This is a genomic window from Anaerocolumna sp. AGMB13025 (genome assembly GCF_029689925.1).
Lineage (GTDB): Bacteria > Bacillota > Clostridia > Lachnospirales > Lachnospiraceae > Anaerocolumna.
The window spans coordinates 5,346,109-5,358,994 of record NZ_CP121445.1; the positions used below are offsets into that span (position 1 = coordinate 5,346,109).

The 12,886-nt window shown below is 39.8% G+C and carries 9 protein-coding genes; 2 read left to right on the forward strand and 7 right to left on the reverse strand.

Annotation, left to right across the window (positions count from 1 at the left end; all coding sequences use genetic code 11):
• Window positions 1-21: 21 nt before the first annotated feature.
• Window positions 22-828, reverse strand: a complete 807-nt coding sequence (locus tag QA584_RS22125) for an AraC family transcriptional regulator (protein WP_278271277.1) — start codon at window positions 826-828, stop codon at window positions 22-24.
• Between the two features lie 405 nt (window positions 829-1,233).
• Between QA584_RS22125 and QA584_RS22130 the strand changes: the two genes are divergently transcribed.
• Window positions 1,234-2,556, forward strand: a complete 1,323-nt coding sequence (locus QA584_RS22130; RefSeq protein WP_278271278.1) for an alpha-glucosidase/alpha-galactosidase — start codon at window positions 1,234-1,236, stop codon at window positions 2,554-2,556.
• Window positions 2,557-2,719: 163 nt separating this feature from the next.
• Here the strand turns inward: QA584_RS22130 and QA584_RS22135 are convergent, their stop codons facing one another.
• Window positions 2,720-6,079 (reverse strand): DUF5107 domain-containing protein, encoded by a 3,360-nt coding sequence (locus QA584_RS22135; protein WP_278271279.1) that lies wholly within the window; start codon window positions 6,077-6,079, stop codon window positions 2,720-2,722.
• 296 nt (window positions 6,080-6,375) lie between these two features.
• On the opposite strand from QA584_RS22135, the gene QA584_RS22140 reads away from it, so the two are divergent.
• On the forward strand, window positions 6,376-7,233 hold the full coding sequence (locus tag QA584_RS22140; protein WP_278271280.1) for an AraC family transcriptional regulator: 858 nt from the start codon (window positions 6,376-6,378) through the stop codon (window positions 7,231-7,233).
• Here the strand turns inward: QA584_RS22140 and QA584_RS22145 are convergent, their stop codons facing one another.
• The 5 genes from QA584_RS22145 to QA584_RS22165 all read right to left on the reverse strand — a co-directional run bounded on the left by QA584_RS22145 (window position 7,234) and on the right by QA584_RS22165 (window position 12,588).
• Entirely contained in the window at window positions 7,234-9,330 is a 2,097-nt protein-coding gene (locus QA584_RS22145; protein ID WP_278271281.1) for an alpha-galactosidase, read from the reverse strand.
• A 29-nt stretch (window positions 9,331-9,359) separates the two neighbouring features.
• Window positions 9,360-10,187 carry a carbohydrate ABC transporter permease gene (locus tag QA584_RS22150; RefSeq protein WP_278271282.1) on the reverse strand — a complete coding sequence of 276 codons (828 nt, stop codon included), beginning with the start codon at window positions 10,185-10,187 and terminating at the stop codon, window positions 9,360-9,362.
• Window positions 10,188-10,197: 10 nt separating this feature from the next.
• Window positions 10,198-11,103 (reverse strand): carbohydrate ABC transporter permease, encoded by a 906-nt coding sequence (locus tag QA584_RS22155; protein WP_278271283.1) that lies wholly within the window; start codon window positions 11,101-11,103, stop codon window positions 10,198-10,200.
• A gap of 418 nt (window positions 11,104-11,521) precedes the next feature.
• Entirely contained in the window at window positions 11,522-12,163 is a 642-nt protein-coding gene (locus QA584_RS22160) for an extracellular solute-binding protein (RefSeq protein WP_331487951.1), read from the reverse strand.
• Window positions 12,160-12,588, reverse strand: coding sequence for an ABC transporter substrate-binding protein (locus QA584_RS22165; RefSeq protein ID WP_278271284.1), 429 nt, complete (start codon window positions 12,586-12,588; stop codon window positions 12,160-12,162). Before QA584_RS22165 ends, QA584_RS22160 begins: the two co-directional genes overlap by 4 nt.
• Between the last annotated feature and the right edge of the window lie 298 nt (window positions 12,589-12,886).

Here is a 12,886-nt window from a genome sequence, read left to right on the forward strand (position 1 = left end):
ACTTTTATTTTACTGGCTTTATTAATTAACTTGTTTATCCATTTTTCTAATCGACCGGTACTGCACAGGCGTCATTCCCTCCAGGTTTTTAAAATTCCTGCAAAAGGAAGGCAGATCATAAAAGCCGCAGGACAATGCAACTTCGGTCATATTATAACTGGTATCTGACAGCATATATTTAGCAGAGAGGATACGGTATTCCGTCAGATATCGTTTCACGGATTTGTTCTCATATTCTTTGAATATTTTAAACAGATAAGTTCTGTCGATTCCCACATATCTTGCGATGTCCGTGACCCGGATATCGTAGGAGTAATTATGCCGGATATAAGACAGGGCTTTTTCATAATATCCCTGTTCCGCAGCCTCTTCCCTTCTTGTTTCCACTCTGGCTATGGTGGAAAAAATCAAATATAAATACCCGGTAAGCTCATATTCATGATAACCGGGGTGATTAAATCTCTCTACCATAAGTTTTAAATATTTCCCGCAGTCCTCCAATTTCATAATCTCACATACTAAATTTTCAGGGGTGATTCCTGCGGTCAGCAGCATATCTTCGGCTGCCTCCCCCTCAAACGCTGCCCAGGCATATTCCCAGGGATCCTCTTGATCCGCTTCATAGTAAGTTATTTCCTGAGGTCTTATTAAAAACGCTTCCCCCATTTTAAGCTCATACCGCTTCTCCCCTACTTCATAAAAACCCTTCCCCCTTAAGATAAAATGCATCAAATAATGTGGTCTGACTGCCGGACCAAAGTAATGTCCCGGGTCACACTCCTCCCTGCCGCAGTAATATAGGTTGATTGGCTTTCTAGTAGTTTTCATGAATTTCTTTCCCTTTTCTTATTATGATTAAATTCATTATTTATTTCAGACTCCAAATATGCTTCGAGTGTCGAAAGGTCAACTTTGTGTTTTTAATATATACTATTAAACATATACCATCGTATATATAGAATACACGTTAGGATGTCTTATAAACTCGAATCAAACATATTCTAAAACAATTTTTCGCATCTTAAATTTACAGTTGTTATGTTATGCATCATAATGAATACCCAATTAACCCGTAAATTACTAGTTATGTTCTAGGTTCAAGCAGTTATCGTTATGTCTATTTTTAATATTCAACAAATTGACAATTAAAATGAAACAAATTAAAAGGACATAACCCTGACTCCTATTATACAATCTGCATATAGGAAATACAAGAAATCAGGAGGAAATATTATGATAAAAATAACTTTTTTAGGCGCCGGAAGTACCGTATTTGCAAGGAATGTACTGGGAGATTGCATGTGTACGCCTTCCCTTTGTGAAAGTGAAATCGCACTGTATGATATTGATGCAAAGAGACTGGAAGAATCCAAGATCATCCTGGACGCAATCAACAAAAACGTAAATCAGGGCCGAGCTGTTATTAAAACTTATCTGGATGTACCAAACCGTAAAGATGCCTTAAGGAATGCCGATTTTGTTGTAAATGCCATTCAGGTAGGCGGTTATGACCCCTGCACCATCACGGATTTTGAAATCCCAAAAAAATTCGGTTTAAAACAGACCATCGCAGACACCTTAGGAATCGGCGGTATTATGAGGGCACTCCGAACCATTCCCGTTATGGCTGATTTTGCTAGAGATATGGAGGAAGTCTGCCCGGATACGCTGTTCTTAAATTATACCAATCCAATGGCTATGCTAACCGGATATATGCAGCGCTATACCAAAATCCGTACCGTAGGTCTCTGCCACAGTGTCCAGGTTTGTTCCGAACACTTATTAAAAGCTCTTGATATGGAGGATAAGCTGGAGGGCCGTAAGGAATTGATTGCAGGTATCAATCATATGGGCTGGCTGCTGGAATTAAAAGATAAAGACGGCAATGACTTATATCCTGAAATTAAAAGACGTGCGGCAAAGAAAAATGCAGAAGAAAAACACAATGATATGGTACGTTACGAATATATCAGAAATTTCGGTTACTACTGCACCGAATCCAGTGAACATAATGCAGAATACAACCCTTTGTTTATTAAATCCAGATATCCGGAAATGATTGAACAATACAACATACCTTTGGATGAATATCCCCGCAGATGTGTTAACCAGATTGCCGGTTGGGAAGAAGAAAAGTCAAGAATCCTGGATAACGGCGAAATTACCCATGACCGTTCCAAAGAATATGCTTCTTACATCATGGAAGCTGTTGTAACGGGTATTCCTTATAAAATCGGAGGCAATGTTTTAAATACCGGACTTATAGATAACCTGCCCGCAGATGCCTGTGTGGAAGTACCCTGTATGATCGATAAGAATGGTGTTAATCCCTGTCATGTAGGCAGACTGCCGGTACAGTGTGCAGCTATGAATATGACCAACATCAATGTTCAGCTTTTAACCATTGAAGCGGCGGTAACCAAAGACCGTGATTACATTTACCGTGCTGCCATGCTTGATCCTCATACAGCCGCAGAATTAAACATGGAAGACATCCGTAACATGTGTGATGAGTTAATCGCTGCGCATGGTGATTATATGAAGGACTTTCAATAATAATTTTATTCTTAAATAAGAACTATTAAGCTAATAAATAGACCGATATGCTGTTGGAATCCAATACTTAAAAGTATGTTCTAGCAACATATCGGTATTTCTTTTTGATTATATACTTTTTTCTAAATGAATCATTTGGATGCGAGAATAATAAATCACCACTTTAATTATGAAGATCAGCAAGGTTATGATACAAAATACAATTCAAGTGGTTTTTATCCAGCTCTAAAACCTTTGCGAACGCTTCTTTTGCCTTAAGGATATTACCAAGTCCCAGATTACCAAGTCCTATCAGATAATAACAATGGACCACATTTCTTTTGTTCCAGTCCTCTTCAAAAATCATAAAATCAGGCAGTGATACCGCAAAATAATCGATCCGTACGTTATCAAACATATGCTGTTCCCCATAGTCAATTAATTTATAAAATCTGGCGTTGGCAGCAGTGGTTTTTCCAAGCTTTCTTAAAGCAAGACCCTGATACAAAATCATATCTGCCGGCTGGTCGTTATAATACATCATGCCTGCCGGTTCCTCATTACCTGCCGCAGCCAGTTGAAAGTATTCCTCCGCAGCCGCAGCTTTACCAATTGCTTCTAAGGCACAGCCTAAATAGTAGTTAAGATGGTTATCCTTCGTTCCCTCCAGTTTCCCTTCCCCAAGGTTTTCCGGATAAACCAAAGCTGCTTCTAAATTGCTTATGGCGGTTTCATATTCCCCTTTTTCCATCTCTTCTTTGGCGATTTCTAAAAGTGAGGTTTTATACTGGGCAGTTACTTTACCTTCTCCGCCTTCCCAAGGGTGGAACCTGTGATTAAGCATAAGCTTAAGGGCCGGTCTATAGCTGCCGGTCTGATTTAAAAGAGTGATATATTCGATATACATATCATCCCTGTTCTTAAAAGTATCCGGATAAGTTTCATATAATACCAGCCTCTGACCCGCCGGTAGATTTAACTTTTTATATAATTGGTCAAGCTCAAATAAGATCCGGTCATCTTTTTGATCAAGGGATAAGGCTTTCTCCAAGGCTTCTCTGGCTTTGGCGGGTTCCCTGTCCTTATTGAAGTACACATGGGAAAGATTTCTGAAGACTCCCGGAAAAGCAGGATCTATCCGGGCACTTAATTCCCACAGATTCTTAGCAGTCTGATACTGCTTCTTATCATAGTATAAGTTACCAAGGAGATAAGGAGCTTTCCCATCCTCTTTGTTCTTATCAATGGCAAACTGAAGAACCGGAATATCCTCTAATTTATTAGGAAAACAATATAAGTCCTTAAACTTCTGTGCCTGGGTTAAGGCTTCGAACGCTTTTTTCGTCTCACCCATTTTACTCAGATAATAGGCTTCATAATATTTTAACAGGGGATTTTCTTTCTGGCATAACCTTAATACTTCGACTGCTTCTTCATACCTGCCCACTTCCCCGTAGTCTCTGGCTGTCTGAATAAAATTCTCTGAAAAGTCACGCATAAGCTGAATTAGTTCTTTTTCATCTGCTGTTAATTCATTCTCATCTGCTGTTAATTCATTCTCATCTGTTGCTAAATCTTTCTCATCTGCTGCTTTATTCCGTATCTTTTCAAAACCACTTACATAATCAAAACAGTCAATTTTCAGGCTTTCCTCAATAAAGCTCCTGGCCTCTTCCCTTTGTCCTAAGTACCTTAATATAATAGCTTTTAATCCTCTGGCTTTCATATTATGGCTGTTTTTAATTAAGGCCTTCTCGATGAATTCCAACGCCTCTGCATACGTTTTATTTCTTGCAGCGATGACTGCCAGGTAATAAAAGGACATTTCCTGCTGTTCATTGGACCAGGCCGCTTTATAAAAGGCATCAAAAGCTTCCGACATGTTATCCTGAAAGAACAGCGACAGGCCTAGATAATAATAAGCTTCACTGCTATAGGGGTTCGGATTCTTCCAGGTCAGACGTTCTATGGCTTTTCTAAAATACCTTTCAGCTTCCGTAATTGCCCCTCTTCGGAATAAAAGAGAACCATAAGCAGTATTAATCCGTACATCTCCCCCGTCCCGTTTCAGCCCTTCCAGATAATAATCATCCGGCTCATAGGTAGCATGTCTGTACTGTTCAATATGAAGCCCTGTAAAATATAATTCTTCATTGGTCTTAAGATCGGAGGGATCTTTTGCCGGTTCCGCCGGTTTGGGAAGCTTTTCGATTTTCTTTTTAACCGGCGAATAGCTCACTAATAATTGTTCCTCCGTATCATAAACCTCTACCGTCAAATCGGATTCCTCTATATACGATACCGGAATAGTATTCTCATAAATATGAACCGGAGATATCCTTACCATATCAGTATTTACAATTTCATTTTTATGCTTTAATACTACTTTTGCTTTATCATAATCCTGAGTTCCATAGACACATAAATAAACACTGTGTTCACGGCATTTAATATTCACCATTGCATGAATCGTTGCATTCTTGACTTCTCCAACGGTTTTATAGGGCATGAAATACTGCTTAAAGGTCTTTTCTTCAAAGGGTTTTAACCAAGAGAAATCCGGCTGGTTATCCGTATATACTCCTGTCATTAATTCAATATAAGGACCGTCTTCATCGGTGAGATTCCGATCCCAGGCTTTTCCGAAATCCCCGCTGCCCCAGGTCCACTGCTTTTTGCCGGGTGAGATATGGTGGTCTGCCACATGAAGAATACCGGCACTTTTGCTGTAGTCGTATCCTCCAACGAAGTCATACTCGGACCGTTCCGCCATATAAGAGGTAGGAACCGGAATATTCTTATATCTGGATATATCGACACCGTCGCTGTAGTCCTTTTTATAATAAACTCCCGTTGCTATCGGGAATTTAGATACATCCCTTTTTCCATGATCCATAACAGCGTGTACATCCGGAGGAAAAATAGACTGGGTATACTCATTTACCGCTACCGCCGGATTCGCCCACCAGAGAAAGGTTTGGGGAAATGGAGTCCGGTTATACAATTGTCCTTTGATTTCAATGAACGCCTTATCCGGATACAGGGTAAACGCTGCAATACCCTTCGTGCCGTACATCTGATCCACGTCACCAACCAAAACCGTCCTGCTGCCATCCTCGTTCTCCTGTATCTTATGATCCACCGGTAAAAAAGTGGTAGGTCTGTGATGCTGAGGCCAGTTAAATTCAATTCCTCCTGATATCCAAGGTCCGGTAAGCCCCACTAACGCCGGTTTTACCACCTGATTATAATATACAAAATCATAATCATTGGTTTTGTCATAAGCTCTTTGAATCCTTCCGCCCAATTCCGGCAGGATCATAACCTTAATATACTGATTTTCCAGATATACTGCGCGATATTCCTTATCCTTTTTGATATCACTTATTTTCTCAATAACCGGATACGGATATACTTTTCCGGAGCTGCCCTGGTATACCCTTTTTTCCGAAAATATCGGATTTTTACCCGGTTCTCCTATTTCGTAAGTAGGAATCGTAACGACTTCCTCCCAGGCTTTAACGCCATAAAATTCTTCTTTCAAGCTGATACCTCCCTTATTCTAAATAACTCCCGGAATCAGGTTAACCTCTTCCGGGTGGTTTTTTATCTGTAATTGAATTATACAATGCTAAACTCTCTTTGGCATTAGTCTGGTTTGCTGTAATGTTTTTAAAAATTGCTCTTAATACCAATCCGGCTTTTTTACTATCTACAGTCCACTTTCCCTGTTGACGTGCTATTTCTAATGTTTTATAATAGCTTTATAATTCCGTTTTTCATTCTGAAGTTTTAAAATTAGTTCTTTTTATTGAATCAAAACCAAAGGAGGTAACTTATATGAAACCGATTGATATGGGATTGTCAACCGAATCCGCCATCTATTTTCATACTGCCAGTGCCCAGGCGAGGCAGATGTTCTTCTGCCTGATGTGTACCGGTCATTATTATTGCGATAACAATTACGCGGTTTCCAGGAATAAATATGACAGTTATTTAATCATGTTCATTAAAAGGGGACAGGGCTCCGTTACCATTGACGGTAAATCTATGTCTTTCTCCGCCGGACAGGCAGTACTCATAGACTGCTATAAACCCCATTCCTATAAAGCGCATGGCGATATGGAAACTTTATGGATCCACTTTTACGGTAATACCTCCAGGGAATACTGCGATTATATCGTATCCCGCTCCGGCAATGTGATTACCTTAAAAGATACCTATTCCTTTGAAAATAAACTAAACAAAATATATACCTCCTTTTCAACCAATACTTTGCTTAGTGAAGCGGTAATCTCCCAATATATAACCAATCTGCTGACTGCCCTTATTACCTTTGCGGGCGAAGTCAGACCAAGTTACAGTCATTCCGAAACCATTGAAGAAACCATTGCCTTCATCTGTGATAATATCAACCGGAATATCAGTCTCAATGAATTAGCTTCCAGAGTTTCCTTAAGTCCTTATTACTTTACCAGACTTTTTAAAAAGGAAACGGGTTTTACTCCACATGAATATATTATTACAGCCAGAATAAACGCAGCTAAATTTTATCTGAAATCCTCCAGATATCCGGTTAAGGAAATCTGCTTTAGCTGCGGTTTTACCAGTGAAAGTAATTTCTGCACCTCTTTTAAGAAAGTAGTCGGAATGAAGCCTTCCGATTATAGGGAACGGTTTTCTGATACCTCCTTATAGTCAGATACGATCTAGTTCAATAAGCTGACTGTCATAGTCACCCTTTAAAGTCACATCGATACCGTAGTACATGAAATAAGCACCCGATTTACTATATTCTAATTCATTTATCCTGACGCGGTAGCGGCAGTCAGGTATCAGGTCTTTCACTTTTAAGTGATACTGTTCTTTACCATATCTGCCGTTTATCAGAAAAGCAAAGATAATATTATGTCCATCTTTCTGATACTGGACTGCATGAAACTCATCTTTTGTTAAACTTTTTAAACGGTAAAGCCTGCCAAACTGAATAATATCCCGGATTCTTTTATATATGGCTACCTGTTTTTTAATCTCCTCCGCCTCGGCGAGGCTTAACGTATTTAAGTTATTACCAATACCCAAAGCTCCGCACATAGCCGTATGAAGCGCAAAAGTAATTGGTACCTTTCTCTTAGTGAAACCATCCGGACTATCCGTTACCCAGGCGCGCATATATTTTGCCGGATAGATATAACTGTAACTTTCCTGGATTTCCAGGCGGTCCAGGGGGTCTACATTATCACTGGGCCAATATTCGTCAAAAAAGCGCATAGCCCCGTAATCCACACGTCCTCCGCCGGAAGCACATGCTTCAACTTCAACATCCGGATGTCTTTTTCTGCATTCTTCTATAACACGGTATAAATTCCGGGTGTGTTTTACCCATACTTCTTTCCCTTCACCAAAAACTTCGCTTGTACCTCCGGTTTCCGCAACAGGCCGGTTCATATCCCATTTTATATAGTCGATTTTATATTCCGTTAACAGGTTATCTATGGAAGCAATCATAAACTGCACCACTTCTTCTTTGGTTAAATTAAGGGCATACTGATTTCTCCCTTTCAGTACCGGACGGTTGGGAAACCGGTAAACCCAGTCTGGATGCTCCCGATACAGATTGCTGTCTTCATTGACCATTTCCGGTTCAAGCCAGAGGCCAAATCCCATATTTAAGCGGTTTACCTCGTCAATAAGGGGTGTAAGACCCTCCGGAAACTTCTTTTTGCTTACCTGCCAGTCCCCAAGTGAACTGGTATCGGAATTCCGTTCCCCAAACCAGCCGTCATCAATTACGAATAATTCCGCACCAAGACCGGCTGCCCTCTTAGCTAATTTAACCTGGTCTTCAAACTCTACATCAAATAGTGTAGCATACCAGGAATTATATAAAACCTTAAGGGACTTATCTGCAAAGGCTTCTGGTACCAGTTCCTTTAAACAGAACCTATGAAGGGTATGGCTCATATCAGAAAAGCCCTGGTGGGAATATCCGCAATAAGCTGCTGGTGTTGCGAAACTTTCTCCGGGTTTTAAGATCCAGGTAAAATCCGTATCACTGACACCAATTAAAACATTTAAGTACTCATAAGGAGTGGCTTCTGCAACTATTTTAAAATTACCGGAATACTCAAGAACACCGTAATAAACTTCTCCTTCATATTCCCTGGCGCCGTTATGTACGATAAAGCAGGGATTTGCCACATGTGCAGTAGAACCTCTTAAACTTTCAAATACTTTTTTCCCGGCGTTGACTTTATCTGAATATTTTCGAAATTCTGCTCCCCAGGTTCCGTTGAAATTAATCACCTCATAAGAAGTCCCCGGAATTCCGTATTCTGCTGAATAAAAGCGTTCTAATAAGATGTCTGTGTCTCCCTGATTTTCAGCCTTTTGGTATCTCTTAATTATATTCTCCTGTTCAAATACTTCATAATACAAAGTGACCTTAAGGGGATAAAAAGCATCCTCCAAAGTAATCCGTAAGCAGTCTTTCTCTGCCTGATAACCTGTTACCCGATATCGGAAATCTCCGGTACCGTCCGCATAACGGACTTTCATGGAGGTTTCCTTGTATCGCATCATTCCAAAGGACGAGCATTCCTCCATGGTCTTATCGATGGAGGCATGATAGGAATTATCCCGTGTAGGTATCCTGCCCGTGAAATCTTCTATATCAGGAAGTTTCCTGCCCCAGTATAAATGGCTCAGAATTCCACTATCATCTATTTGGACTACATAGGATGTTTGTTCCGTACTTAAAAGAAATGTCTTATTATTATAAATCTGTATGGACATATAGTATCTCCTATCTAAATTTTAATCGTTTAGTTCTTTGAACCAGTGGTTGCAATACCTTCCACGAACTGTTTCTGGAATACAATAAACAATACTACCATAGGTATAATTGCTATTACGGAGCCTGCCATTAATTCGGGATAATTGGTGGTATATTGTCCCTGGAGTAAGGCCAGACCAGAGGACAGCGGCATTTTTTCGGGAGTCATATTAACAATTAAGGGCCACATTAAATCCTTCCAGGCAAAAAGGGAGGTAAATATAATGAGTGATACGATACCGGATTTTGCCAGGGGAAGCATAATTTTAGCAAAAACCTGGCCTGTATTGCAGCCGTCGAGTATTGCGGCTTCCTCTAGTTCATCTGGAATCCCCAAGAAGAACTGCCGCAGCAGAAACGTTCCGAAAGTACTGACAATACCTGGAACGATCAGGGCTTTCACCGTATTTGCCCAGCCTAATTTCGATACGATAAGATACTGGGGCAAAATAAAAATCTGTGACGGCACCATCATAGGCAGAAGTACCAGCGTAAACAAGACTCCTCTGCCGGGAAAGTCGAGTCTTGCAAAGGCGTAAGCTGCCATGGCACTAAAGATTGTAGAGGTGATTAATCTGACTGCTATCATGATAAAGGTATTCGTAAAAAAGCTTGTAAAGGGAAGTGTATTCCACACACTTTTAAAATTCACCATGCTCCATTTGTCCGGCAGGATTTTAGGCGGTACCTGCAGGGATTCAGTCAAGTTTTTAAAGGAGGTCAAAACACTCCAGATAAAGGGAAGCACCATAATAATACTTCCTAAGATTAATAATAGATATATGATAATATTGCCTTTCCTTATTTTCCTGTCCATGTGATTTCTCCTATCGATAAAATACCCATTTCTTCTGCAGTTTCATCTGAATAAAGGTTATGAGCAAAATTATAAGCAACAAAATGGTGGCAATCGTTGAGCCATATCCTTTATTGTAGTTGACAAAGGTATACTGATAATACATATAAACAACAGACTGAGCCGCTTTTTTAGCCGGATTGCTTTGCCCCACCATCATATAGATATGGTCAAAGACCTGAAACGAACTGATGAAGGTAGTAAGAGTAACAAAGAATAAGGTCGGAGAAACCAGAGGAAGGGTAATGTTTCTAAACTTATAGAAGGGCCCTGCGCCATCTATTTCTGCAGCCTCGTAAAAAGTTTTTGGAATATCCTGCAGACCTGCCAGCAAAATGATCATATTATAACCAATCATAGACCATATGCCAACAATAATAACCGCAGATAATATAAATCTGCTGTCTCCAAGCCAGTTCGGACCTTTTATACCGGTTAAGGATAACCCGTAATTGATCAAACCATATTGAGCATTGTAAAGCCATCTCCATACCATGGCAATGGCCGCTGGAGCTGATACAACAGGGATAAAATATAACGTTCTGAAAAACCCTTTTGCTCGTATATTGACATTCAGGAATACGGCTACAAGCAGGGATAATGCAACTCCCACAGGAACCGATACTACTGCGTAGAGAAACGTATTCAGTAAAGATTTTAGTAATTCCTTATCCAAAAAGGCTTTTCGGTAATTGTCAAAACCCACCCATTTAGGCGCGGCCATCCCTTTTAGTTCGTTAAAGCTGTACCAGCTGGTCTGTAGAATCGGCCATACATTTAAAAGAAGTATCAGTAAAACTGTCGGAGCCACTAACACATAGGCCCAAATCCATATCTTTACCTTCCTTTTGCTTATTATTGAAGAATTCATTTTCATTTTAACGTCACCTCTATTCTTGCGCACGCTCTTCAGCCAATCAAGTTTGTGGTGCGCTGTCACAAACTTATTGTTTGATAATAAGTTTTTTACCTGGTTCCTGATACATACCGCATCTGCTTGCAGATGAGATGTATGGCACTGCCGCAAATCAGAGCGGGAAAGACTTAATTTCACGGCAAAACTCCTATATCCTTAATTCATCCATGGATGCGAAATAAATGGATAGTAATTACCTTCAATCACCATCCATTTACTTCAGTTATTTCAATTTTGCTTCTGTTATTACAAATTATTTTAGTTTTTCAATTTGTTTTAGTTTTCAATTTGTTTTAGTTTTTTTGCTTCAGTTTTCAATTTGCTTCAGTTTTTTTCTTCAGTTATTTCAATTTGCTTTAGTTATTTTAATTTATTCAACTTATTTATTATCCAGGATTGCCTGTACCTGATCAGCTATTTGTTTACAGCCATCTTCTGCGCTGATACTTCCTGTAAATATCTGTGTCATAATGTCTTCTTCCAAGGTTACCCAGTCTCTTCTGGATTCCACATACTGAGTTGAATACCCGTAATCTGCCGCATCGATAAATACCTGAGCTTTGATTTTGGGAAATCCTTCGGCCCAGGGTTCTTGTGAACCTTCATAAGCAGAAATCGCTGCTCCGGATTTTGACTGAATTATGTTAGCATCCATACCGCCTAAATACTCCACGAACTTCCAGGCTTCCTCGGGATGTTTCGTTTTCGCTGCTATGGAATACCCCATACCGCCGCAAATAGAACCCCTTTGTGCCTGTTTTGGCATGGGAGCCACATCGATATTTAATCCATCAATAGACAGATACTCATTGGCCATCCAGGAACCTGCCGTAATCATCGCTGCTTTTCCCGACTCAAAATACTGGTCCGGTGTGGTATTGGCGAAATCCTCTGCCGTTGGAGAGAACCCTTTATTAATAAAAGAAACTGCGTACTTGATTGCATCAATAGTTTTCGGATCATCATATAAAGAATCTGTTTCATCTTTATTGATAACATCTGAACCATTCTGCCAGATCAGGTTATAATAGTAATTCTGACTGTTGCAGAGCCATTAATCTTATCCGCTAAATTCATTAAGGCATTACCTTCTACATAGTTATAGATCTGTTCCGGATGCATCCAGAAGATATCGGGCATATTACCGCCGGTTGCCGCCGCATTTAATTTTGTCCAGTACTGATCCCAGGGAGTTACCTCAACTTTAATGGTTATATTCGAATTGTCTTTCATAAAAGCATCTGCCATAGCTTGCATTCCCGCCTGCTGATTTGCATCCCAGATGGCAAAAGTTAATTCTACTTTTTCACCGGTTCCTGTCTGGGCACCGTCTACAGCTTTCGTCTCTTTGTTCCCGCCAGAGTTACTGCTGCAGCCTGCTGCCATTACAACACATAATAGTAATGCAAAAACCAGACTCGTTACTTTTCTTAATCTTTTCATCATAAACCCTCTCCTATTCTGTTATTCAATCTTCCTTGCCTAGACCCGAAATCTATGTTTAAAACTTCTGTTATAACTTAAAGCCTTCACCTCCAGTTCTTTTGTTTTCAGTTACAACCAGATTATAACGCTGTATCAAAGACAATACATTAATTTATCTTGCTCTGCTCTTTGTAAATATTGCTCTGTTTATTCATCTATATTGCCAGTTTTTCATACAAATTGTATAGTACCCTATGGATATCAAAGTCTGGAACAATTGGGACTTAACTGATATGAGTCTAAAGTATATTGAATAAGG